17 protein-coding genes and 1 pseudogene are annotated in these 23,854 nt (G+C 73.6%); 15 read left to right on the top strand and 3 right to left on the bottom strand.

What is annotated here, in order from left to right; translation table 11 throughout:
* Window positions 1-30: 30 nt before the first annotated feature.
* Window positions 31-1,941 (bottom strand): carbohydrate binding domain-containing protein, encoded by a 1,911-nt coding sequence (locus ABIA33_RS23580; RefSeq protein WP_370084375.1) that lies wholly within the window; start codon window positions 1,939-1,941, stop codon window positions 31-33.
* Window positions 1,942-2,577: 636 nt separating this feature from the next.
* On the opposite strand from ABIA33_RS23580, the gene ABIA33_RS23575 reads away from it, so the two are divergent.
* Genes ABIA33_RS23575 through iolD form a run of 5 tightly spaced genes read left to right on the top strand, consistent with a single transcriptional unit; the run spans window position 2,578 to window position 8,687 of the window.
* Window positions 2,578-3,696 carry a Gfo/Idh/MocA family oxidoreductase gene (locus tag ABIA33_RS23575; protein WP_370084374.1) on the top strand — a complete coding sequence of 373 codons (1,119 nt, stop codon included), beginning with the start codon at window positions 2,578-2,580 and terminating at the stop codon, window positions 3,694-3,696.
* On the top strand, window positions 3,693-4,610 hold the full coding sequence (locus tag ABIA33_RS23570) for a TIM barrel protein (protein WP_370084373.1): 918 nt from the start codon (window positions 3,693-3,695) through the stop codon (window positions 4,608-4,610). Before ABIA33_RS23575 ends, ABIA33_RS23570 begins: the two co-directional genes overlap by 4 nt.
* Window positions 4,607-5,689, top strand: a complete 1,083-nt coding sequence (iolC, locus tag ABIA33_RS23565) for a 5-dehydro-2-deoxygluconokinase (protein ID WP_370084372.1) — start codon at window positions 4,607-4,609, stop codon at window positions 5,687-5,689. Before ABIA33_RS23570 ends, iolC begins: the two co-directional genes overlap by 4 nt.
* Window positions 5,686-6,780, top strand: a complete 1,095-nt coding sequence (iolB, locus tag ABIA33_RS23560; RefSeq protein WP_370084371.1) for a 5-deoxy-glucuronate isomerase — start codon at window positions 5,686-5,688, stop codon at window positions 6,778-6,780. Before iolC ends, iolB begins: the two co-directional genes overlap by 4 nt.
* Complete coding sequence (iolD, locus tag ABIA33_RS23555; RefSeq protein ID WP_370084370.1) at window positions 6,777-8,687, top strand: 3D-(3,5/4)-trihydroxycyclohexane-1,2-dione acylhydrolase (decyclizing); 1,911 nt, start codon at window positions 6,777-6,779, stop codon at window positions 8,685-8,687. Before iolB ends, iolD begins: the two co-directional genes overlap by 4 nt.
* A gap of 44 nt (window positions 8,688-8,731) precedes the next feature.
* Here iolD and ABIA33_RS23550 read toward each other — a convergent pair whose 3' ends face one another.
* Window positions 8,732-9,088, bottom strand: a complete 357-nt coding sequence (locus ABIA33_RS23550; RefSeq protein WP_370084369.1) for a hypothetical protein — start codon at window positions 9,086-9,088, stop codon at window positions 8,732-8,734.
* 269 nt (window positions 9,089-9,357) lie between these two features.
* A pseudogene (locus ABIA33_RS23545) lies at window positions 9,358-9,669 on the bottom strand (transglycosylase family protein); the annotation flags it as partial.
* Window positions 9,670-10,384: 715 nt separating this feature from the next.
* Here ABIA33_RS23545 and ABIA33_RS23540 point away from each other — a divergent pair.
* From ABIA33_RS23540 to ABIA33_RS23495, 10 genes are all read left to right on the top strand, one after another.
* Window positions 10,385-11,848 (top strand): PLP-dependent aminotransferase family protein, encoded by a 1,464-nt coding sequence (locus tag ABIA33_RS23540; RefSeq protein WP_370084368.1) that lies wholly within the window; start codon window positions 10,385-10,387, stop codon window positions 11,846-11,848.
* A 75-nt stretch (window positions 11,849-11,923) separates the two neighbouring features.
* A complete protein-coding gene (locus ABIA33_RS23535) occupies window positions 11,924-12,424 on the top strand; it encodes a tetratricopeptide repeat protein (protein WP_370084367.1) in 501 nt (166 codons plus the stop codon).
* Window positions 12,425-13,213: 789 nt separating this feature from the next.
* On the top strand, window positions 13,214-14,404 hold the full coding sequence (locus ABIA33_RS23530) for a cupin domain-containing protein (protein ID WP_370084366.1): 1,191 nt from the start codon (window positions 13,214-13,216) through the stop codon (window positions 14,402-14,404).
* A gap of 153 nt (window positions 14,405-14,557) precedes the next feature.
* Entirely contained in the window at window positions 14,558-15,751 is a 1,194-nt protein-coding gene (locus tag ABIA33_RS23525) for a cupin domain-containing protein (protein ID WP_370084365.1), read from the top strand.
* A gap of 6 nt (window positions 15,752-15,757) precedes the next feature.
* Complete coding sequence (locus ABIA33_RS23520) at window positions 15,758-17,026, top strand: MFS transporter (RefSeq protein WP_370084364.1); 1,269 nt, start codon at window positions 15,758-15,760, stop codon at window positions 17,024-17,026.
* Window positions 17,023-19,095, top strand: coding sequence for a M13-type metalloendopeptidase (locus ABIA33_RS23515; RefSeq protein ID WP_370084363.1), 2,073 nt, complete (start codon window positions 17,023-17,025; stop codon window positions 19,093-19,095). Before ABIA33_RS23520 ends, ABIA33_RS23515 begins: the two co-directional genes overlap by 4 nt.
* Before the next feature lie 128 nt (window positions 19,096-19,223).
* Entirely contained in the window at window positions 19,224-19,451 is a 228-nt protein-coding gene (locus ABIA33_RS23510) for a hypothetical protein (RefSeq protein ID WP_370084362.1), read from the top strand.
* 281 nt (window positions 19,452-19,732) lie between these two features.
* Window positions 19,733-21,664, top strand: a complete 1,932-nt coding sequence (locus tag ABIA33_RS23505; protein WP_370084361.1) for a prolyl oligopeptidase family serine peptidase — start codon at window positions 19,733-19,735, stop codon at window positions 21,662-21,664.
* Window positions 21,665-21,722: 58 nt separating this feature from the next.
* The gene (locus tag ABIA33_RS23500) at window positions 21,723-23,090 is read left to right on the top strand and encodes a Zn-dependent hydrolase (RefSeq protein WP_370084360.1); all 1,368 of its coding nucleotides are present in this window, start codon (window positions 21,723-21,725) and stop codon (window positions 23,088-23,090) included.
* Window positions 23,091-23,098: 8 nt separating this feature from the next.
* Window positions 23,099-23,677: a TIGR00730 family Rossman fold protein gene (locus tag ABIA33_RS23495; protein ID WP_370084359.1), complete on the top strand. Its 579-nt coding sequence runs from the start codon at window positions 23,099-23,101 to the stop codon at window positions 23,675-23,677.
* Window positions 23,678-23,854: the final 177 nt, after the last annotated feature.

Below are 23,854 nucleotides of genomic sequence, written 5' to 3'. Positions count from 1 at the left end.
CCGCCGGGCGCAGCCGCAGGCCGGGCCGGTTCAGGGCAGCGGGGTCGGACTGGCGAGGTAGGACTGGGTGCGGGTGACCCAGTAGTCGAAGTCGCCGGGGGCGCTCTGGTCGGTGCCGACCATTTCGGGCACGCCGTAGGTGCCGGTGCCGGTGCCCGCCCCGAACAGGATCGCCACCACGCCCGCGGCGGCCGCCTCGGGGATGTGCGGGCCCCAGCTGACGGTGTTTCCGCTGACCGAGATCTTCGGGTCCGCGCCCGGGTTGGCGCTGTAGAAGGCCAGGTTGTTGCCGCCGGCGGTGAAGGAGTCGCCGTAGAAGAAGGTGGAGGCGGAGTCCTGGCTCTGCTCGGCGGTGTCGCTCAGGTCGGGGAACTTCCCCGAGGCGTTCCAGTAGGTCGGGCTGGCGGTCAGGGTCGAGTTGAGGTGGCCCACCGGGATCTGCCACAGGACCGCGGGCAGGGCGAGCGACTGCCGGATGGTCTGCACGTACAGCAGGTAGTTGCTCCAGTGGGCGGCGTTCAGGTAGCGGATGTCGGCGGCCGGGTTGGGGTCGCGCAGGATGCCGAAGTCCTGTCCCCACTGGTCGAAGGCCACGAAGTCGGCTCGGGCGCCGATGCCGGCGCTCTTGGCGAAGGCCGCGACCTGGGTGGCCACGTTGGTCACCGACTGGCGCCCGGCGCTCCAGCCCTGGGTGTCGGTGTCCTTCAGCGCGTCGCGCACGGCCCAGGTGTTGACCTGCCAGCCGACGAACGCGGACGGGTCGTACTTCTTGATGGTGTAGTTGATCGCCGCGACCAGGCCCGTCAGGCTGTTGCCGAAGGCCGGGTCGCTGCCGGCGGCGAGCACCCCGGAGGAGTAGGCGGCGCCGGTGGCGGCGGGCATCTTCGCGGCGTCGTTGCCGTAGCCGGCCGCGTAGTTCTGCTGCAGGTAGCCGAGCATGTCCGGCTCGACCACCCAGCCGACCGGCTTTCCTGCGGCAGCGGTGCCGGCCGCGGTCGCGGCGCTGCGCAGGGCCTGGAAGTAGGTCGTCAGCCAGCTGCTGCTCTGCATGTTGGTGTAGTCGACGCCGGAGCCGTCGATGTTGCCGTTCATGCCGTAGTCGACCATGACCGGGGTCATTCCGAGCTGCTGGGAGTGGGTGACCATGGTCGTGGTGGTCGCCGCCCAGTTGGGGAAGTCGCTGCCGATCAGGTACTCGTAGCCGTAGTTCGGCAGTTTGCCGTGCGACTTGAGGGTGCTGAAGAAGGCGTCCACGGTGCTGCCCGGGGTGTAGACGGTTCCGATCGACAGCGAGGACGGGTGCCACGGCGACCCGCCCCCACCGGTGCCGGTCGGCGAGGGCGTCGGCGTCACCGTGGGCGTGGGCGTGGGCGTCGGGGTGGGCGTGGGCGTGGGTGTCGGGGTGGGCGTCGGGGTCGGCGTCGGGCTGGGGCTGGGGCCCGGTCCGGCCGGGCCCGTCAGCACCACGTCGTCGGCGTGGTAGGCGCCCTGGGCGTACCAGCCGTGCAGGTACACGGTCACCGAGGTGGTCGAGGCACCGGTGGTGAACGAGGTGGACAGCTGCTGCCAGCCGCTCGTCGACGGCGTCCAGGTCGAGCTGTAGCCGGTGGCGCCCAGGTAGACGTAGGCGCCCTGGACGTACGCGGACAGCGTGTAGCTGGAGTTGGGCTGCACCGCGACGCTCTGCGTGCACTGGGCGGTGTCGGACCCGGTCGGCACCGCGGCCAGGGCGTACGAGCCCGAGTGCACCGGCGAGGCCGCCACGCCGGCGGTACCCGTGTCGCAGGTCCAGCCGGACAGGTTGCCGCTCTCGAAGCCCGGGTTGGCGACCAGGTTCGTGGCGTCGGCGCTCGCGGTGCTGTCGACCACGGTGAAACCGAGTGCGACCAGGGCGGCGGTGACCAGGGCGGCCACGGCGCGGTGGGGTCGGCGTACGTGCACGTGGCGCCTCCGAGAGGGTACGGCTTGGCTGAGCGGGGACCGGGCGCGGCAGGGACCGGCGCCGCGCCAGGAGGGCGCGGGGCCGGACCGAGCGGCCGTTCTGGGAAACAGTGGTGTGGACCAATCCCGGCGTCAAGGGTCTAGACCAGCCATCAGGTGCCGATAGGGCGCCCTTAATCCTCGGCCGCCCGCGGCGCGTTCGGGTCCCCGGCCGCCCGGCCGCCCGGCCGGGTGCGCGGGCCGCCGCGCGCGGCCCTCACGCTGTGGTGACACCGTTACGGACCTTTCGGACCGAAAGGCCGGGGGTGCCGAGATTCCTTGATAGTCGAAGCAACGGATAATGGCCCCCACCCCCTTGGCCCAATGCGGAGCCCCGGATGCTCTTCCTCACCTCGCTGATCAGAATCGACCGCTCGACCCGGTCCCGCTGTGTCGCAGATGTGCAACCCGTGCGGGCACCCGAAGTACAGCGAGAATCGTGAGAACCGGCGTGTGCTGTCCTGGGCTGCTTCGAGAAGGCGGACATCACCGCGGCCGAGCTGACCCGGCGGAGGGCCGGGACCCGACTCCCCGGCCCGATGTCTGACCCTTCCGGCCTCCTGGACTGAGGCTGCTGCTCAATGAAAGGCATCCACCATGCGCGTCGGTCTGCTGGGAACGGGCCGCATCGGCTCCTTCCACGCCAGGACCCTGGCCCACCACCCCGCCGTCGCCGAGCTCCTGGTCGCCGACACGGACCCGGCCTCGGCCCGGGCCACCGCCCAGCGGCTCGCCGGCGCACCGGCCGCCGTCACCGCCCTGGACAGCGTGGACGGCGTGGACGCGGTGCTGGCCGCGGGCCTGGACGCGGTGGTCATCGCCACCGCCACCGACGCCCACGCCGACCTGATCGCCCGCGCCGCGCGGGCGGGCCTGCCCGCCTACTGCGAGAAGCCCATCGCCATGGACCTGGCCGGCACCCTGCGCGCCCTGCGCGAGGTCGAACGGCACGGCACCGCCCTGCAACTGGGCTTCCAACGCCGCTTCGACGCCGGCTACAACGCCGCCCGCGCAGCGCTGCGCTCCGGCGCGCTGGGCTTCGTGCACACCATCCGCGCCGTCACCGCCGACCCGGCCCCGCCGCCGGCGGCCTACGTGCCCACCTCCGGCGGCCTGTTCCGCGACTGCAGCGTGCACGACTTCGACATCGTGCGCTGGGTCACCGGCCGCGAGGTGACCCGGGTGTATGCCACCGGGTCCAACCGCGGCGCGTCCTTCTTCGCCGAGGCCGGCGACGTGGACACCGCCGCCGCCCTGCTCACCTTGGACGACGGCACCCTGGTCAGCTGCAACGCCACCCGCTACAACGGCGCCGGCTACGACGTGCGGATGGAACTGGCCGGCAGCAAGGACCAGCTGACCGTGGGTCTGGGGCCCAGGGCGCCGATGACCTCCGCCGAACCCGGCGCCCCGGGCGCGCCCGCCGACCCCTGGCCCGACTTCCTCAGCCGCTTCCACGACGCCTACCTCGCCGAACTCGACGCCTTCCTGGACGTCGCCCGGGGCCTTGCGCCCAGCCCCTGCACCGGACGCGACGCACTGGAGGCACTGCTGATCGCCGAGGCCTGCGAACTGTCCCGCCGCCTGGGCGCACCCGTCGAACTCGACACCGTCCGCACCACCGCCCTCACCGCCCTCACCGCCCTCGGCGAACCCGCGGCCCCCGTCGCTGCCGTCCCCGCCCCCGCCCCCGTCACCCAGGAGCGTGCCCGATGACGACCCCCGCCGCCGCCCCGCTGCTCGAGCGCGTCGCCGCCGCCCCCATCTCCTGGGGGGTGTGCGAGGTCCCCGGCTGGGGCCACCAACTGCCCGTCGCCCGGGTGCTCGAGGAGATGCACGAACTGGGCTTCACAGCCACCGAGTTCGGCCCGGACGGATTCCTGCCCGAGGACCCGGCCGCCCGCGCCGCCACGCTGCGCGCACACGGCCTGGCCGCGGTCGGCGGCTTCGTACCGGCCGTGCTGCACGACCCGGCCAACGACCCGCTGCCGGCCCTGGCCACGGCCCTGGACGCCTTCGTCGCCTGCGGCGCGGACACCCTGGTGCTGGCCGCCGCCACCGGCCGCGACGGCTACGAGGGCCGCCCCGACCTGGACACCGCCGGCTGGAAGACCCTGCTGGCCAACCTCGACCACCTCGCCGCCCTGGCCCACGCCCGCGGCATCACCGCCACCCTGCACCCGCACATCGGCACCATGGTCGAACACGAACCCGAGGTGCTGCGGGTCCTGGACGGCGCCGGCATCGCCCTGTGCCTGGACACCGGCCACCTGCTCGCGGGCGGCACCGACCCGCTGGCCCTGGCCCGGCGCGCCGCGGACCGCATCGCCCACGTCCACCTCAAGGACGTCGACACCACCGCCGCCGACCAGGTCCGCGCCGGCCGCACCTCCTACGCCGACGCCGTCGCCCGCGGCATGTACCGCCCGCTGGGCCACGGCGACCTGGACGTGCCGGCACTGGTGCGCACCCTGGAGGCAGGCGGCTACCGCGGCTGGTACGTGCTGGAGCAGGACACCGTGCTGCACGCCGACCCCGCCCCCGGCCAGGGCCCGGCCCGCGACGTGCGCACCGGCCTGGACCTGCTGGCCGCCCTGGCCACCGGCCCCGGCGGGACGGTCGCACCGTGAGCACCCCTGCACGTCCCACCCCCGCCTCCGCGCCCTGCACCCCCGCGCCGTACGACCTGGTCACCCTGGGCCGGGTCGGCGTCGACCTGTACCCGCAGCAGACCGGAGTGCCGCTGGCCGACGTACGCACCTTCGCCAAGTCGCTGGGCGGCACCGCCACCAACGTCGCGGTCGCCGCCGCCCGCCACGGCCTGCGCACCACCGTGGTCACCGGCGTCGGCGAGGACCCCTTCGGGCCCTACGTACGCCAGGCGCTGCGCGGCTTCGGCGTCGAGGACCGGCACGTGGTCACCGTCCCCGGCCGGCAGACCCCGGTGGTCTTCTGCGAGATCCACCCCCCGGACGACTTCCCCATCCTCTTCTACCGCCACCCCGTCGCCCCCGACCAGTGCCTGACCCCGCAGGACCTGGACCTGGACGCGATCGGCCGCGCCGCGATCGTGTGGATCACCGGCGGCGGCCTGGCCGTCGAACCCTCCGCAAGCACCACCCTGCTGGCCGCCGACCACGCCGCCGCGCACGCCGACGTCGTGCTCGACCTGGACTGGCGGCCCTCCTTCTGGGCCGACCCCGCCCAGGCGCCCCACTGGTACGCCCGCGCTCTGCAGGCGGCCACCGTCGCGGTCGGCAACCGCGACGAGGTCCAGGTCGCCGTCGGCACCCGCGACCCGGACCGCGCCGCCGACCTGCTGCTGGCACGCGGGGTGCGCCTGGCGGTGGTCAAGCAGGGGCCCGCCGGGGTGCTGGCCCGCACCGCCACCGAGGAGGTGCGGGTGGAGCCGCTGGCGGTCCGGGTCGTCAACGGCCTGGGCGCAGGCGACGCCTTCGGCGGGGCGCTGGCGGCCGGACTGCGCGCCGCCCGCCCGCTGCGCGAGGTCATCGAGACCGCCAACGCCGCCGGCGCGCTGGTCGCCGGCCGCCTGGCCTGCGCCGACGACATGCCCGACCCCCAGGAGATCGAGTCGCTGATGGTCCGTCACCGCCGCCGCAGGCCCGGCGATCCGCCCCTGGCCGTCCCCCCGGCCACCCCCCGCCCCGCAGCCCCGCGCCCCGCCGGCCCCCGGCCGGTGACCGCATGACCCCCGCCCCCGCCCCCGCCCCCGACCCCGCCCCCGGCCCCGCCCCCGGCCCCGCCCCCGGCCCCGGCCCCGCCCCCGCTCCCGCTCCCGGCCCCGCTCCCGGCCCCGCCCCGGGCCCCGCCGCCGACCGCGCCCTGGACCCGGCCGGGCCGCCCCGGCGGCTGCACCTGCCCGACGGCAGCGCGGCCCGAGACGGCTACCGCTGCCGGATCGACCCGCACAGCGCCGGCTGGGACCGGACCTCCCTGCGCATCCTGGACCTGGACCCCGGAGCCGGGCGCCGCCTCCACACCCGCGACAGCGAGTGGATCGTCCTGCCGCTGTCCGGCGCCCTCACCGTCACCTGCCAGGACCAGCGCCTCGAACTGCACGGGCGCCCCGACGTCTTCAGCGCGGTAAGCGACTTCGCCTACCTGCCCCGCGACAGCACCGCCCAGCTCACCTCCGCCGCCGGCGGCCGGTTCGCCCTGGCCGGCGCCCGCTGCGAAAAACGCCTGCCGGTCCGCTACGGCCCCGCCTGCGCGGTACCCGTCGAACTGCGCGGCGCCGGGCGCGCCGCACGCCAGGTCAACAACTTCGCGGCCGCCGACGTCTTCGAGGCCGACCGGCTGATCGCGGTCGAGGTGCTCACCCCGGCCGGCAACTGGTCCTCCTACCCCCCGCACAAGCACGACCAGGACCGGCCCGGCCACGAGTCCCGGCTGGAGGAGATCTACTGGTTCACCATCGCCGACGCCCCCCACGGCGGCCCCGGCACCGGCTACCACCGGGTCTACCCCTCCGGCGGCGCCAGCCGCTCCGAGGTCCTGGCCGAAGTCCGCACCGGCGACGCGGTGCTGGTGCCCGACGGCTGGCACGGCCCCTGCATGGCCGCCCCCGGCTACCCCATGTACTACCTCAACGTGATGGCCGGACCGGGCCCCGAACGGTCCTGGCTGATCTGCGACGACCCCGCCCACGCCTGGGTCCGCGACACCTGGCCCCACGAGCCGGCCGACCCCCGGCTGCCCCTCTACACCGCCCCCACCGCCCCCGCCCCGACCGGACCCGCCCCGACCGCGCCCGCCCCCACGGAAGGCCGCCCCCGATGACCAGCCCGCCCACCGCCGCCCCCGGCACCGTGCGCCTGACCACCGCCCAGGCCCTGGTGCGCTTCCTTGCCCACCAGTACACCGAGCGCGACGGCCGGCGGCAGCGCCTGATCACCGCCTGCTGGGGGATCTTCGGCCACGGCAACGTCGCCGGCCTTGGCCAGGCACTGCTGGAGGCCGGCGCCCAGGGCGCGGACGCCATGCCCTACCTGCAGGGCCGCAACGAGCAGGCGATGGTGCACGCCGCGGTCGGCTACGCCCGCCAGCGCGGCAGGCTCAGCACCCACGCGGTGACCACCTCCATCGGCCCGGGCGCCACCAACCTGGTCACCGGCGCCGCCCTGGCCACCATCAACCGGCTACCGGTGCTGCTGCTGCCCGGCGACGTGTTCGCCACCCGCCCGGCCGACCCGGTGCTCCAGCAACTGGAGACCCCCTGGGCCGGCGACCTCAGCGTCAACGACACGCTGCGCCCGGTCAGCCGCTTCTTCGACCGGATCTGGCGCCCCGAGATGCTGGTCCCCGCAGCCCTGCAGGCGATGCGGGTACTCAGCGACCCGGTGGACACCGGCGCGGTCACCCTGGCCCTGCCCCAGGACGTGCAGGCCCAGGCCCACCACTGGCCCGCCGACTTCTTCGCCGACCGCACCTGGCACATCCGCCGCCCCCACCCCGACCCCGACGAACTCGCCCGCGCCACCGACCTGGTACGCGCCGCCCGCCGCCCCCTGCTCGTGGCCGGCGGCGGCGTCCACCACAGCGGCGCCGAGCAGGCCCTGCGCCACTTCGCCGACACCACCGCCATCCCCGTCGCCGAGACCCAGGCCGGCAAGGGATCCCTGCCCTTCGACCACCCGGCCGCGCTCGGCGGCATCGGCCACACCGGCACCGCCGCCGCCAACGCCACCGCCCGCCGCGCCGACCTGGTCATCGGCGTCGGCACCCGCTGGACCGACTTCACCACCGCCTCCGCGACCCTGTTCACCGACCCGCAGGTGCGCTTCGTCAACCTCAACATCGCCGCACCCGACGCCCACAAACTCGCCGGACACCCCCTGGTCGCCGACGCCCGCACCGCCCTGGACCAGCTGGCCCGCGCGTTGGCCGGCCACCGCGTGCCGACCGCCCACGAACAGCAGTACCGCCGCGACGCCGACCAGTGGCGCCGGGCCGTCGACGACGCCTACGCCGCCCCCGACGGTGCCGCCCGCCCCACCCAGGCCCAACTCATCGGCGTCCTGGACCAGGTGCTCCAACCCCGCGACGTACTGGTCAACGCGGCCGGCTCGATGCCCGGGGACCTGCACAAGCTCTGGCGCCCGCGCGACCCGCAGCAGTACCACGTCGAGTACGGCTACTCCTGCATGGGCTACGAGATCCCCGCCGCCCTGGGGGTGCGCCTGGCCGCCCCGGACCGCGAGGTCTTCGCACTGGTCGGCGACGGCACCTACCTGATGCTGCCCACCGAACTGGTCACCGCCGTCCAGGAGAACATCAAAATCATCCCGGTGCTGGTGCAGAACCACGGCTACGCCTCGATCGGGGGCCTGTCCGAGAGCGTCGGCGCCGAACGCTACGGCACCGCCTACCGCTTCCGCGCACCCGACGGCAGCTACACCGGCGACCCGCTCCCGGTGGACCTGGCCGCCAACATGCGCAGCCTGGGCCTGGCCGTGCTGCGCGCCGACACCGTCGACCAGCTGCGCGAGGCCCTGCGCGAGGCCCGCGCCGCCGACCGGCCGACGGCCGTCTACGCGGAGACCGCCCCGCCCGACCCGACCCTGCCCGCGCTGGCCGCCCACGCCTGGTGGGACGTGGCCGTCGCCGAGACCTCGAACCGCCCCGCGGCCCGCCAGGCCCACGACCGCTACCGGGACGCCAAACAGCACCAGCGCCACCACCTCTGACAGCCCCCCGCCCCCGGACCTCGGCGGCCGCGCGCACCAGGCCGTCAGACCAGGTCGCTGGTCAGGCGCGTGACCACGGCCAGGGCCTGCTCCAGCACGTCCGTCGCCCGCAGCCCCGCGTCCAGCGCCTCGGCGATCTGCCGGCGCCGCTCGGGCACCGTGTCGGTGCCCGGCGCGCCCGAGGTGATCCGGACCTGGTCACCGTCGGCCAGGGCCGCCAGCCCGATCCCCAACTGCTCCAGCGCCTGCGGCAGGCGCTGCGCCAGGGTTCTCAGCGCGTGGGCGGTGTCGTACACGTCGCCGGGGGAGGGGTAACCGCCGTCCAGCGTCCGGTAGTTCAACGCGCGGATCTCGTCGGCGGCAGCGCCGGCGAACTCGTACGGGGCGCGGGCCAGGTCCATCGTGCGACTCCTCCAGTGGGATTGCTGTGCCGGGGCTGCTGCTCGCGGCGGGCTCCACGGTCTCAGAAGGGTCGCGCGACGCTCGCAGCGGGACGGGACAAGACACGCTCCCGCGCCCCGATCCCGCCGCCGGCGCGCGGGCGTCCGCACCCCTCGCGGGCCCGTGCCCGGGCGGGCAGCGCACAGCGGTGGGCCCGCCCCCCTCGCGGGGTGCGGGCCCACCGCTGTGGCGTTTTGGGCCGCAGGTCAGGTCAAAGACCGGCCTTGGGGCCGCAGACCGGCCAGGCGCCGGGGCCCTGGGCGGCCAGGACGTGCTGGGCCACGGCGATCTGCTGGCCGGAGCTGGCCTGGTTGGCGCTGGCGGCGTACTGGGTGCCACCGAAGGCGGCCCAGGTGGAGGTGGTGAACTGCAGGCCGCCGTAGAAGCCGTTGCCGGTGTTGGCGGCCCAGTTGCCGCTGCTCTCGCACTGGGCGACGGCGTTCCAGGCGGAGGTGGTGTCGGCGGCGGAGGCGCCGGTGGCGGCGACCAGGCCGGCCACGGGGGCGGCGACGACCACACCGGCGATGACGGCGGCACGGATGCGGGTGGTGGTGCGGGTGGTGGTGCGGGCAGCGTCGGACTGGCGGCGGAAGAGCAAAAGGTTCCTCTCGACAGGCCCGGGACGGCACGGCGCAGCGCGCGCTGTGGGCGCGTTTCGATCCGCTGCTCGGCTTCCTCGCGGACGGCCGGTTCACGCGGGAGGCGTCACCGTGCCGTCCGGTCCCCACCGTTGGCCGCTTCGGGACGAGGGCGGCGGGCGTGTTCTCGCTGACAGGCGGAGAACATGCGCAGGTGGGCGGACCCGGGGTGCTCGTTGCACTTCCTCGAACGTAGGCAACGAGCGGCGCGCGTCCAAGGGATTCACAGAAACCGCAGGCCACCGTGGCGTTACCCACGGTATTGATCTAGGAAATCACGCATTTCGACCGCACATCCGGCCAGCTGCCCCCTCCCGGGCGGCGGTTTTAGTGGCCCGGGCCACACCGGGGCCCAGGTGAGCTGCCCCACATCGTCGACACGCGGTGAGCAGCGCCCACCACCCGGTCACTGTGGATCTTGAGCCGGCGCCCCCGGTCGTGACCTGCGCCATACCCGGGCCCTCGCCGGTTGACGCGGCGCCAGGCCGCTCGGACCGGCAGCGCAGCTGCCTGCCGTGAGCGCGCGGAGCGGTGCGCGGTCCCGTTGAGCGAGCGCGGCACACGCGGGAGTCTGTACCTTCACCTGGTCCGGGCAGTACGGCTCTTGGGGGCAGCGCAATGTCGCAGACACGCACCGAGCAGGCGGCAGGCGGAACGCTGGCCGCTCGCCGGCTTGCCGCACTGCTCCAGCCCACGGCGGCCGTGGACCGGCCCGCGTACCAGCACCTGGCCGCCACGATCCAGACCCTGATCCTGGAGGGCCGGATCGCCCTGCACGCCCGGATGCCCCCCGAGCGGGAACTCGCCCCCGCACTGCAGCTGAGCCGCACCACCGTCAGCGCGGCCTACGGTCTGCTGCGCGACAGCGGGTATCTGCACAGCCGCCGGGGCGCGGGCACCTGGACGGCCCTGCCCGGGCCGGCGGGCGACAGCCGCCTGCTGCCGCCCCCGGACACCAGCATCGACCTCACCACCGCCGCCTTCGGCCTGCCCCAGCACGCGCTGTCCCAGGCTTTCGCCCAGACCGCGCCACGCCTGGCCGAGTTCGCCCGAACTCCCGGCTACTACCCCTTCGGGCTGGCGGAGCTGCGGGCCGCGGTCGCCGAGCGGTACACCCGGCGCGGCCTGCCGACGCGCATCGACCAGATCCTGATCACCTCCGGGGCGCAGCAGGCGCTGACGCTGACGCTGGGACTGCTGTGCGGACCGGGCGATCGGGTCCTGGTCGAGAACCCCTCCTATCCCAACGCCCTGGACGCGATCCGCCGGGCCCGGCTGCGCACCGCCCCGGTCCCGGTCACCGGCGCCGGCTGGAACCTCGACGCGCTGGACGCGACCCTGCGTCAGGTGGTGCCCCGCCTGGCCTACCTGATCCCGGACTTCCACAATCCGGTGGGCTGCCTCATGCCCGCCGAACAGCGCGCCCACGCGCTGGACGCCACCGGCCGGTCGGGCACCTGGCTGGTTGTCGACGAGACGCTCACCGACCTGGCCCTGGACGCCGCCGTGTCGCCGCCGCTGGCCTCGCTGGCCGCGCCGGGCCAGGACGACCACGTGATCACGATCGGCTCGCTCAGCAAGAGCCACTGGGCCGGTCTGCGCATCGGCTGGTTGCGGGCCTCGCCCAGCCTGGTCGCCGAACTCGCCGGCGTGCGCGTGAGCATGGACGTGGCCGGCTCGGTGGTCGACCAACTCCTGGCGGTCTCGCTGCTGCAGAGCACCGACGGGTGGCGCGCCACGCGCCTGGGACAGGTACGCGAGCAGCGCACCGCCCTTGCCGAGGCGCTGGGCCGGTACACGCCGCAGTGGACCTGGCGGCAGCCGACCGGTGGACTGGCCCTGTGGGTCGACCTGGGCCAGCCCATCGCCTCGGCTCTGGCGGACCGGTCCGTCGAACACGGCGTCCGCATCGAGAGCGGTGCCCGCTTCGGCGCGGAACCCGGGACCTTCGAGCACCGTCTGCGCATCCCCTACGCCCTGCCCCCCGACACGCTGCACGAGGCGGTGCGCCGGCTGGCCGCCACCCTGGACAACGGTGCGGTGCTGACCGCCGCTGGGGCGCGTCCGCACTGGGTGGCCTGACCCGCGGTCGGCCCAGGCGGCGGCGTTCCTTCGTGCACACTAGGAATCCGGCCCGGGGTCTGAAAGGCTGAGGCGATGACGACAACCGAACAGCCGTGGGAGCAGCGCATCGCCGCGCTGTGGGCCGCAATTGACGACTACGATCCCGCCGACTTCCGCGCCCGGATCCAAGCCCTGACCGCCGAGCTTCCGCCCGGTGACGCGATCGCGCTGTTCGAGCGGGCCTGCGCCCACGACTCGACCGGCCAGGGCGACCTGGCCGAACCCCTGTACCGGGAGGCCCTCGCGGTGGGTCTGACCGGCCAGCGCCGCCGCCGCGCGGTGATCCAACTGTCCAGCACCCTGCGCAACCTGGGCCAGGCCAAGGAGAGCGTCGCCCTGCTGAGCGCCGAGCGGGACGCCGGGTCCGACGCCCTCGACGACGCGGTCACCGCGTTCCTGGCGCTGGCACTGATCGACACCGGCAGGGAGCGGGAGGCGGCGGGGCTCGCGCTGGGCGCGCTGTCGCGCCATCTGCCCCGGTACAACCGCTCGCTGGCCAACTACGCCAGGACCGTCGTGGACGGCTCCCGGTAGGGTCGGCGCGCGCCGACCGGGGCCCAAGGGGCCTGCGGCCGCGCGCCGTAGGACCGTTGCGCCTCCTGCCTCGCCCCGCCGGACTGATCCGGCGGGGCGAAGTGCTGCCGGGCGCCGGCTGCGCCGGCCCCGCGCGGGGCTGTTCAACTGCCGAGGTCCGCGGTTGAACGCGGGAACCGGCACCCGGCCGGCACCCGGCGCACGCCCGGGCGCCGGAAAAGCCCGCCGCCGCGAACGCCGAAGAAGACCGCACACGTACCGGTTCTCCTCAATTCCGGACGGAAGGTGCGCTGATAAACACGCCGCGGCGGACCGTACAAGAGCCGCCGACTCCACTGATCCTTGACGCCCATCTGCCGCCGGGACAAGATTGCATCAGTTCGAGCGGGTCAAAAGGATTCGCTGGAAACGAAGCAGAGGAGAAGGACATGGAGACCACCACCGTTGTTGTTGAGTTCGATGACATCGAGTTCATCGAGGGTGCCGACGAGCTGCTCGCGACCTCGTACTACACCAACATCCAGTAATTAGGTGTAGGACGTAGTGTGAAGGGCGGCGTTGCACTCGACGCCGCCCCTTCACCGTAGACGAACAGTGAGCCCATCAGCCTCGTTGATAGATTCGCGATGACGCTGTACGAGGTGGGGCTTTCCTGGTCACGGGCGATGCGAAGAGCGCCGCGCGGTTGGTTGACGGCACGCGCGGCGCCCCCGTCCTGTCCATGGCTCTATGTCAAGCGAATCCAGCGTTCCAAAGTTCTGGAAACACGAGAATGAATGAGGGGCAGGCATGACGGAATACACATTCGCGGGCCTGGTGGGAGACGAGAAGACGTTCTTCGCCGAGTACTTCGACAAGAAGCCGATGCTGCGGAAGAAGGCTCTTCCGGGGGATCCGCGCGAGGTTCTCTCCCTCCGCCGGCTGGATGAGCTGGTCAATCTCGAGGTCATCCGACCGCCCTACATCAAGGTCAACCTGAAGGGCGACGGGGTTCCCGAGATGGGGTACACCCGTAATGTCGTCGTGCAGGGCGCCACAGTCACGGACGCGGTCGACCCGGAGAAAATCTACGAGCTGTTTCGCGCCGGTGCCACGGTCACCTGGTGCTCGCTCAACCAGATCGTCCCTGAACTGCGGGATTTCACGCGGATCATCAGCGACAAGATGGCGGTCCGGACCGACTCCGTCGCCTTCCTGACGCCGTCGGGCAAGAAGGGCTACCCGCCCCACCACGATCCGGTCGACCTGTTCATCGTCCAGCTCGAGGGCACCAAGCACTGGCGGCTGTGGAACCCGCCGGCGCAGCGGTTGGGCGACAACGGGCACTACACCCTGGAGGGGCTGGGGGAGCCGGCCATCGAGGTGTCCCTGGAGCCCGGCGATGTGCTCTACCTGCCGTACGGCACGCCGCACGCGGCGACCGCCGAGGGCCAGGCGTCGCTGCACCTGTCGATCATGATGCGTCCGCGCATGTGGCGCGACCTGCTGCAGCAGACCTTCGAAGAGGTGGTCCAGGACGCCGAGTTCACCGGGTACCCGCACATCGGGGAACTGCGCGACTCCTCGGTGGGGTCGCTGTTCAAGGAGAAGATCCTGGCCCTGGCGGCGCGGATGGAGTCGGTGGACGCGGAGGCCGAGCTCGACCGCCTGGCAGAACGCGGCCGGCACATGGACGGCAGCTCGTCGGGCAACACGTTCCAGACCGTCGCGCGGATGGACGGCCTGGGCCCGGACGCGCAACTGCGGCGCACCAGCGCGCCCGTGGTGTTCGGCCCGAACGTGGACGGCCGCACCCAGATGACCGTCAGCGGCCACAAGATCGCGGTTCCCTCGCCGGTCGCCGAGACGCTGGCGGCCCTGGGCTCGGGGATGTCGATCGCGGCCTCGCAGGTGTTCCCGGGCGTGGACGCGGTCCGCTCGACCAAGGCCGCGCAGGGACTCACCCGGCTGGGCGTGTTCGAGCTGGCCGCGGCCGGCTGACCGGCGGGCCGGCCCTCCCGCCCTCGGACGAACGCCCTTGGGACAACGCTCCTCGGGACAACGCGCCCTCGGACGACCGCCCTTGGACGGTGTCCTGCGGCGGGAGGACCGGCCCATGGCAGGGCCACACACCACTAGTGGAGGCAAGAGAAGGTGGAAACCTACTCCTTCGAGGACTTCGTCGGCGACCGGGACGTGTTCTTCGCGGAGCACTTCAACAAGAAGCCGCTCCTGCACAAGGGCGCCCTGGCCGGTCGCCTTCACGATCTGCCCTCGGTAGGGCAGCTGGACGACCTGCTCGCCCTGGAGGTGGCCCCCACCTCGTACCTGCGGGTGACCAAGGGCGGCAAGGGAGTGCCGAGCAGCGCCTACACCCGCACGGTGGCACGCGGGGCGGCGCTCGCGGAGGCGGTCAGCGCGGACAAGGTGTACGAGCTGTTCCGATCGGGTGGAACGGTCACCTGGAACTCGCTGAACCACATTCTGCCCTCGACCCGCCGGCTGACCGAGCCCTTCGCGGACGCGTTCGCCTGCCCCACCGAGGTCGTGCTGTTCGTGACGCCCGCCGGCAACGACGGATTCGCCCCCCACCACGACTCGATCGACGTGTTCGTCGTGCAGGTCAACGGGACCAAGACCTGGAAGGTCTGGGGCACCCCGCAGGTGCGGCCCGGTGACGAGGGGTCACACACCCTCGAAGAGCTGGGCGAGCCGGTCATCGAGGTCACGCTCACCCCCGGTGACGTGCTCTACGTGCCCCACGGCACCCCGCACGCGGCCGCGGCCAACCGCGAGATGTCGCTGCACCTGTCGGTGGGGGTCCAGCCGCGCCGGTGGCGCGACCTGCTGCGCGAGACCGTGGACGCGATCGTGGCCGACGAGGCGTTCCACGGGTTCCCCTCGCTGGACGGCGACCAGGAGCCCACCGCGGTCACCGCGCTGGCCGCCCGGCTCCGGCTGCTGCAGGACCGCCTGGCGGCCGTCGACCCGGCGTCAGAGGCCCGGCGCCTGGCCGGGACCGGACGCGTGCGCGGCGGAGCGGCGCGCCCGCGCGAGTTCGAGCGGCTCTCGGCCGCGGACACCCTGGCCCCCGGCGCGGGAGTGCGCCGCAGCGCGGTCCCGGTGCAGATCGGCGCCAGCGACGGGGCCAGGACCAGCCTGTTCGTCAAGGGCCACCGGCTGGCGGTACCGGACGCGGTGGCAGCCGCGCTGCGGGCACTGGAGAGCGGTCCCGCGGTGACGGCCGCCACCTTCTTCCCTGGAGTTTCCGAAACCCGTTCCCTGCGCGCCGCGCAGGGACTCGCCCGACTCGGCGTCCTTGAAGTCGCTGACGAGAAGAGGACGTGAGACCTGATGGCCGATACCGCTTCACTGACCGCCCCGGCCCGCCTGGATCCCCCGGCGGGCGTGGCCTGGCGCGACGTCTACATCCTGGCGGGCATGCGCGGGTTGTCGTTCGCCGGCGACATCGCGGCCGCCACCGCGATCACGCTGATGCTGCAGGCGGGCGGAGCCGGCTCCTACGCGGTGATGGCGCTGCTGCTGGCGGCGACGGTGCCGGCGGTCCTGCTCTCCCCGCTGACGGGCAAGGTCGCGGACCGGTTCGACAGCCGCAAGCTCATCGTGACGGTGGCCACGCTGCAGGCGCTGGTGTGCCTGGCGATGACCCAGTGGACCTCCCCGGGGGTGCTCATCGCCCTGTCGGTGCTGCTCTCGGCCGGCCTGGCCTTCACCCATCCGGTGTTCGGCGGGCTGCCGAGCGCGATCGTCGGCAAGGAGAACGTCCCGCGTGCCTCCTCGATCTCGCAGACCACGGCCATGGCCGGCATGGTGGCGGCCCCCGGCGTCGCCGGGTTCCTGACCGGTCACTTCGGGGTGACGATCCCGCTGGTGATCGACGCAGTGAGCTTCGTCGCGGTCGCCCTGGGCGGCCTGGCCATCCGGACCCGGTTGAACAGCCGCCGCGGCGCCGCGGCCCGGGCCCCGCAGGGTCCCGCCGACCAGGCCGTGCAGGACTACCAGGTCAGGTCCGACCGCTTCCTGCGCTCGGTCCTGGTGCTCAGCGGCGCGGTGATGGCCTGCGCGTGCATCATCAACGTCCTGATCGTCTTCTACGTCCGGGAGACCTTCCACGCCTCCGAAGGCGTCTACGGCCTGGTGATGTCCGCGTGGATGGCGGGCCTGGTCCCGGGCGGGCTGGTGGTGCGCCGGATGAAGAAGCTGAGCCACGAGGCCATCCTCATCGGCTCCTTCGTGTGCATCGCGCTGGGAATCCTGGGCACCGGCCTGGCCCCGGGCGTGTGGTGGATCGTTCCCTGCTACGTGCTCGGCGGGATCGGCAACGGGGCCCAGGCCACCGTGACCCACATCCTGATCAACCTGCGGGTCCCCGACAGCCACCGCGGCCGGGCGTTCGCCGCACTGGGGGCCGTGTCCAACACCGGCCCGGCCATCGGCTTCGTGGTGGGAGGAGCGATCTTGAGCTTCATGGAGCCGCGCTACGGGTTCCTTGCCGCCGGAACCTTCGCACTGCTGGCGGTGCTGGTGTTCTTCAACGGCGTGCGCAGGTCCGCCGAGCCGGCCCTCGATGCCCGGTCCGCCGGCGCCGGGTCGCCACGATGACACTGGCCCACGACGCCGCGCCGACCCCCCGCGCGCTGCCCCAGCACCCCGCCCCGGACCTGGACCCGGCCCCGGACCTGGCCCCGGACCTGGCCCCGGCTCTGGACCCGGACCTGGATCTGGACCTGGATCTGGCGGTGAGGCCGCAGGACGACTTCCACCGCTTCGCGAACGGCCGGTGGAGCGAGGCGTTCGTCCTGCCGGCGCACCGGGCCGAGGCCAGCATGCTGACCCTGCTGGCCGACAAGGTGCAGGACGACGTGGCCGCGCTGGTGCACCGCGCGGTGACCGGGCCGCGCAGCGCGGGCGATGTCACCGGGCGTCAGATCGCGGACCTGTACACCAGCTTCATGGACGAGGACCGGATCGAGCAGCGGGGAGCGGCGGCGTTCCAGGCCGATCTGGACAGCGTCCGCTCAGCGGCCGGCCGCCAGGAGCTGGCCCGGGTCCTGGGCCGGCTCCAGGCGCAGGGCGTGGGCGGCGCGGTCGACTTCGCGGTGTCCACCGACACCGCGCAGGCGAGCCAGTACGTGCTCATCCTGTCCCAGGGGGGCCTGGGCCTGCCCGCGGCCGCCCAGTACCAGCGGGCCGACAGCTGGGCGCTGCGCGAGCAGTACGCCGCGCACGTGCGCGTGATGCTCGCCCACGCAGGACTGCCCGACCCGTCCCGCGCCGCGGCCGAGGTCCTGCGCCTGGAGACGGACCTGGCAGCAGGGCACACCCCCGCGGCCCCCGCCGCAGCGGCGTCGGCGAAGCCGCAGGCGTCCCTGGTGGCCGACCTGGCCGCGCACGAGGGCGGCTTCCCGTGGGCGCCCTGGCTGCAGGGCCTGGGCCAGGTGCGGCCCCAGGCGACGGTGTGGGTGCGGCAGCCGGCGTTCCTGGCCGCCCTCGACTCCTGGTGGCACGCGCACGACCTGGACTCCCTCAAGCTCTGGCTGACCTGGCGGTACGTGCACGAGATGGTGCCCTTTGGCCCGCGCGAGGTGTTCGCGGACAACTTCAGCTTCTACGCCCAGGCCCTGAAGGGCTTCACCCGGCCGCGGCCGCGCCCGATGCGGGCCATCTCGTTCGTGGAGACCTTCCTGGGCGACGCGGTGGGGGAGCGCTACCTCACCGAGCACCTGGCCCCCGGGACCCTGGACGCAGCCGCGGGGCTGGTGGACCGCCTGGTGCGCAGCTACCGCACACGCCTGCAGCAGGCCACCTGGATGCAGGAGAGCACCCGCGCGGCGGCCCTGCGCAAGCTCGACGGCATGGTCTTCGAGATCGGCTTCCCCCGCAACGCCGAGGCGCGCACCGACCCGTGGGTGGATCCCGCGGACCTGATCGGCAATGTGAAGCGCGGACGGGCCCGGCACATCGAGCGGGAACTGGCCAAACTCGGCACCCCGGTGGACCGTTCGGACTGGAAGGTCACCCCGCAGGCCGTCACCGCGTACTACCGGCACGGGCTGAACCAGGTGGTGATTCCCGCGGCCCTGCTGCAGCCCCCCATTTTCTCCCCCGACGGGGACCCGGCCCGCAACTTCGCGCTGCTCGGGTCGATCGTCTGCCATGAGATGTCGCACGCGTTCGACAGCCGCGGGTCGCGCTACGACGAACGCGGCCGCCTGCGCGACTGGTGGGCGCCCCAGGACCGCGCCGAATTCGCGCGCCGCACCGCGCTGCTGGTCGCCCAGTGCGACCGGTACGAGCCGCGGGGTTTTCCCGGTCACACCGTCAGCGGCACCCGCACGGTGGGCGAGAACATCGCGGACATCACCGGTCTGACCGTGGCGCAGGGCGCCTTCGCCGACCACCTGGCCGCCGGGCCCCGAGCGCCCCGGCGCCGGGGCGAGGCAGCGCGCACCGAACAGGTGCAGCGGTTCCTCCTGCACTGGGCGTCGATGTGGCGGGCCAAGAGCACCCCCGAGCGGATGCTGGAGCGTCTGGCCACCGACCGGCACGCGCCGGCGGAGTTCCGCTGCAACGGCGTGCTGGGCAACGTCGAGGCGTTCTACCAGGCCTTCGACGTGCACCAGGGCGACCGCCTGTACATCGCCCCGCAGGCACGGTTCGCCCTGGTGTGAGGACCGCTGCCGCGATCCGGACACCCGGCAGCGACGCCCGGCACCGACGCCCGGCAGCGACACCCGGCACCCACGCCCGGCACCGACGCCCGGCCGGGGGACCGGCCGGCAGACCCAGGAGGCAGAGCATGCGCGAGGACCCGGCCACGACCGTGCGCGGCTACCGGCTGAACGCACCCCCGCGAGGCCTGCTGCTGGAGGAGTGCCTCCCGGGCCGCTACCCGTCGGGCGGCCCCGGCGCGGCGCTGCACTGCGCCGCCACCGGGCCCGGCGCCGCGGTGCCGGTCCCGGCCAGGTGGCGCCGCAGCTTCCACCCGGGCCGGGGCCTGGCCGCCGGCGGTGAATGCTGCCCGTGAAATCCGGACGGCCGCCGAACGCATTCCGCGGCGAACACGAACCCGGCAGTCGGCGGACTGTCGGGCACCAGGCATTCCCCGGATACGGGGAAACCGGCGCACGGACAAAACCGGCGCACGGACAAACCGGTGCACGCATAAAACCGGTGCGCCCGCGCACGCGAATGATTCCGCTTTCCCGGGCCCGGGCGGATAGCGGCCGCAGGCCCGGACGGGCGCAATTCATCCGCCCAATCCGCTTTCCATTGACACGCCAATGCCCCGCAAATAAATTCGCTTTCATGCTTCCCACCGATATTGATCTGCTCCCGGTTCTCGGACTGCCCACACTGTCGCCGGACGGCCGGTACGCCGTCGTGGCCGTGACCCGCCCCGACCTGAAGGCCGACGACTACAGCAGCGAGCTGTGGCTGGCAGAGACCAGTGGGGACACCCCGCCGCGCCGCCTGACCCAGGGCCCGCACGACGGCGCCCCTGCCTTCTCGCCCGACGGGAACTGGCTGGCCTTCCAGCGCCCGGGCCCAGGCGGCCCGGCGCAGCTGCACCTGCTGCCCCTGCACGGCGGCGAACCGCGCGCCGTCACCGACCACCCGCTGGGCACCGGGCAGCCGGTCTGGAGCCCGGACTCGCGCCGGATCGCCTACACCGCACGGGTGCCCGAAGCGGGCCGGTACCAGGGCGCGCCGCGCAACGAGCGGCCCCGGCGGATCACCAAGCTGCACCACCGCATGGACGGGTTCGGCTACACCCTCGACCGCCCGCGCCACATCTTCGTCACCGACCCCTTCGCCCAGGACCCGGCACCCACCCAGGTCACCAGCGGCAACCACGACCACGGCGACGTGGCCTGGAGCCCGGACGGCCGGCTGCTGGCCTTCATCTCCGCCCGGCACCAGACCTGGGGTGACGACTCCAGGAACGACATCTGGCTGTGCGCCCCGGACGGAACCGGCCTGCGCGCCCTGACCGACGGCGGGATGTACCAGTTCACCCCGCGCTTTTCCCCCGACGGCGCCGGCGTGTACTTCGTCGGCGCCCCGCTGGACGCCCACAACCACCCCAGCGCGACCAGCAGCTACGGGCTGTGGACCGTGCCCGCCGACGGCTCGGCCCGCCCCCGCCTGCTCACCGACGACAGCTACCACCTCAGCTTCGCCAGCCAGACCATCGTGCCGGCCGCCGAGGGCGTGTACTTCGCCAACGACCACCGCGGCGAGGTGAACCTGGTCCTGGTGCCCCACGACGGCGGCACCCCGCAGCCGGTGCTCACCGGAGCCCGGCAGGTCAACGGGTACGCGGTCGCCGCGGGACCGCACGGCACCACGATCGCCGCCGTCGTGTCCACCGCGGGAAGCGCCGGCGACCTGGTGGCGCTGCGCGCGGGCACCGAACGGACCCTGACCTCCTTCGGCCGCCAACTGGCCGAACGCGCAGAGCTGCTGCCGATGCAGGAGTTCACCGCCGTGGCACCGGACGGCTACCCGCTGCAGGGCTGGGTGGTGCGCCCGGCGGGGCAGGGGCCGCACCCGGTACTGCTGCAGATCAAGGGCGGCCCGTTCACCCAGTTCGGCTACACCCTGACCGGGCCGGCCGCGTTCGACGAGGCACAGGTGTACGCGAGCGCGGGCTATGCGGTGGTGCTGGGCAACCCCCGCGGCTGTGCCGGCTACGGGCAGGCGCACGGCAGCTACGTCAACGACGACCTGCCGCGCAGGTCCGCCCCCGACCTGCTGGCGCTCCTGGACACCGCGCTGGAGGCCCCCGACCTGGATGCCGACCGGGTCGGGGTGATGGGCGGCTCCTTCGGCGGCTACATGGCCGCGTGGATGCTCGCCCACCACGGCAAGCGGTTCGGCGCCGCGATCGGCGAGCGCGGGCTGTACGCCATCGACAGCTACGCGGCCTGCAGCGACGCCGGGGTGGCCGTCGCCACCGCCCTGTACGGCCCGGACCGCGAGCGTTGGGCGGAGATGAGCCCGCTCACCTACGTGGACCAGATCGAGACCCCCATGATGATCATCCAGTCCGAGGAGGACGGCCACTGCCCCCCCGAGCAGGCCCAGCGGATGTTCGTGGAGCTCAAGACCCGCGGGGTGCCCGTCGAGATGCTGCTGTTCCCCGGCGAGGGCCACGACATGTCGCGCTCCGGGCTGCCCAGCCACCGGGTGGCGCGCTTCGAGGCGATCTTGGAGTGGTGGGGCCGCCACCTGTGAGACGACCGGCCACGGTCACCGGCTCCTTGGTGCCATCGAAGAAGGTTGGGGAGGACCCATGAGCTCTACCGTCGTCCAGCACGGCACCGCGTCGCCGGACCTGCCGCTGGACCTGTCGCTGGACCTGCCGCTGGACCTGGCGGTCAACACCGACCGGCTGATCCGGCGCATCGAGGAACTCGCCTGGATCGGCCGCGGCGCCACCGGCGGCATCACCCGCGAGGGCTTCAGCGCGGCCGACCGCCAGGCCCGGTCCTACCTGATGGACCAGGCCGCCGCGGCCGGCCTGGTCCCCTCGGTGGACGCCGCCGGGAACATCCTGATCCGCCGCCGCCGGGCGCCGGGCGCCGGGCACCGCAAGGTCCTGCTGATGGGCTCCCACCTGGACACGGTGGTCCAGGCGGGCCGGCTCGACGGCGCCTACGGCGTGCTGGCCGCGCTGGAGGTCGTGCAGGTGGTCGCCGAGTCCGGCCTGGACCCGCGGCACGAACCGGTCGCGGTCGCCTTCGCCAACGAGGAGGGGGCCCTGTTCCCGCAGCCGTTCTGGGGCTCCATGGTCCTCGCCGGACGGCTCGCCGACCTGCCCCTGGAACCGCTGGACCACCACGGGCGGCCGCTGCGCGAGCCCCTCTCGCTGGCCGGCGGCGACCTGGGGGCCCTGGGCAGCGCCGTGTGGCCGGCCGGCTCGGTGGCGGCCTACCTGGAACTGCACGTCGAACAGGGCCCGGTCCTGGAGCGCAGCGCGACCCCGATCGGGATCGTGGACGTGATCACCGGCCGCGCGGTGCTGACCGTGGAGGTCCGCGGGGTCGCCGGGCACGCGGGGACCACCCCGATGGACGGGCGGCGCGACGCGGTCGCGGCGGCCGCCCGGGTGGCGCTGGCCGCCGAGAGCATCTCCCGCGAGCAGGGGATCTGCCGGGTGACCACCGTGGGACAGCTGGACGTGCACCCCAACTCGCCCAACACCATCGCCGACTGCGTGCGGCTGACCGCGGACCTGCGCGACACCGACGCCGCACGCATGCAGCACGCCGAGGACGCCTTCCGCGACGCGCTGCGGCAGATCGCCGAACAGACCGGCACCGCCATCGACGTCGTGGCCCGCACCCGGTCCCGGCCGGTGCCCGCCGCCGCCGCGCTGCGCACCGCCATCGAGGCAAGCGCGCAGGAACTGGGCCTGCCCCACCAGGTGCTGCCGAGCGGGGCCGGGCACGACGCCCAGGTGGTCGCCGACATCGCACCCATCGGGATGATCTTCGTTCCGAGCATCGGCGGACTCAGCCACGTCCCCGAGGAGGACACCAAGCCCGAGGACCTGGCCGCCGGCGCCCAGGTGCTCCTGCGCACCGCGCTTCGCATCGCCGGCACCCGGGCCCCGCGCCCGTGCGCCCCCTCGCAGTTCCCGGACCCCAATCGTCAGTGAGGAAAGCCATGCACCCGACCATCGAGGAACGCGACCGCATCGGCGTGTTCTGCGGAGCCCGCGCGGGCGTCCGCCCGGAGTACATCCAGTTCGCGACCGAGTTCGGCGCGGCGCTCGCCCGACGCGGGGTGGGGCTGGTCTACGGCGCCGGCGGGATCGGGGTGATGGGCGCGCTGGCCGACGCGGTGCTGGCCGGCGGCGGCCGGGTCACCGGGGTCATCCCGCACAGCCTGCACGAGCGCGAACGCGCCGACCAGGCCCGCGGGGAGATCTTCGTGGTCCGCTCCATGCACCAGCGCAAGGACCTGATGTACCGGCTGTCCTCGGGGTTCGCCATCCTGCCCGGCGGCATCGGCACCCTGGACGAGCTGATGGAGGTGGCCACGTGGAACCAGCTCGCCCTGATCGCCAAGCCCCTGGTCGTCGTCAACTGCCGGGGGTTCTTCGACCCCATGCTCGACATGCTCGACCACCTGGTCGGCGAGGGCTTCCTGTCCGTCGGCGAACGCCGCCTGATCCAGGTCGCCGACAGCGTGGACGAGGCCTTCGAGCGGCTCGGAACCAGGAAGGAGCCGGTCGCCGCGTGACCCCGGCGACCGTCCGCAACCCAAAACCCGCAACCCCCAACCCCCAACCCCCCGCCCGACCCGGCGCAGAAAGGAACACGCTGATGACCGGTTCCGACCCGATCCTGCTCCCGCCCTGGAAGCGGCCGCCCGCGCCGCGGACCCCGCCGGCCGGCGGGCGGTGACCCCCGGCCCCGG

The organism is Streptacidiphilus sp. MAP12-16, from assembly GCF_041262165.1.
GTDB lineage: Bacteria > Actinomycetota > Actinomycetes > Streptomycetales > Streptomycetaceae > Streptacidiphilus.
Note: the sequence above shows the minus strand (reverse complement) of the source record. Positions and strands in the feature narration are given on the sequence as shown.

Excerpts from the sequence above, each read along its gene's own strand:
- ABIA33_RS23575 (WP_370084374.1), top strand. The coding sequence starts at position 2,578 with ATGCGCGTCGGTCTGCTGGGAACGGGCCGCATCGGCTCCTTCCACGCC.
- ABIA33_RS23570 (WP_370084373.1), top strand. The coding sequence starts at position 3,693 with ATGACGACCCCCGCCGCCGCCCCGCTGCTCGAGCGCGTCGCCGCCGCC.
- iolB (WP_370084371.1), top strand. The coding sequence starts at position 5,686 with ATGACCCCCGCCCCCGCCCCCGCCCCCGACCCCGCCCCCGGCCCCGCC.
- iolD (WP_370084370.1), top strand. The coding sequence starts at position 6,777 with ATGACCAGCCCGCCCACCGCCGCCCCCGGCACCGTGCGCCTGACCACC.
- ABIA33_RS23550 (WP_370084369.1), bottom strand. The coding sequence starts at position 9,088 with ATGGACCTGGCCCGCGCCCCGTACGAGTTCGCCGGCGCTGCCGCCGAC.
- ABIA33_RS23540 (WP_370084368.1), top strand. The coding sequence starts at position 10,385 with ATGTCGCAGACACGCACCGAGCAGGCGGCAGGCGGAACGCTGGCCGCT.
- ABIA33_RS23535 (WP_370084367.1), top strand. The coding sequence starts at position 11,924 with ATGACGACAACCGAACAGCCGTGGGAGCAGCGCATCGCCGCGCTGTGG.
- ABIA33_RS23530 (WP_370084366.1), top strand. The coding sequence starts at position 13,214 with ATGACGGAATACACATTCGCGGGCCTGGTGGGAGACGAGAAGACGTTC.
- ABIA33_RS23520 (WP_370084364.1), top strand. The coding sequence starts at position 15,758 with ATGGCCGATACCGCTTCACTGACCGCCCCGGCCCGCCTGGATCCCCCG.
- ABIA33_RS23515 (WP_370084363.1), top strand. The coding sequence starts at position 17,023 with ATGACACTGGCCCACGACGCCGCGCCGACCCCCCGCGCGCTGCCCCAG.
- ABIA33_RS23510 (WP_370084362.1), top strand. The coding sequence starts at position 19,224 with ATGCGCGAGGACCCGGCCACGACCGTGCGCGGCTACCGGCTGAACGCA.
- ABIA33_RS23505 (WP_370084361.1), top strand. The coding sequence starts at position 19,733 with ATGCTTCCCACCGATATTGATCTGCTCCCGGTTCTCGGACTGCCCACA.
- ABIA33_RS23500 (WP_370084360.1), top strand. The coding sequence starts at position 21,723 with ATGAGCTCTACCGTCGTCCAGCACGGCACCGCGTCGCCGGACCTGCCG.
- ABIA33_RS23495 (WP_370084359.1), top strand. The coding sequence starts at position 23,099 with ATGCACCCGACCATCGAGGAACGCGACCGCATCGGCGTGTTCTGCGGA.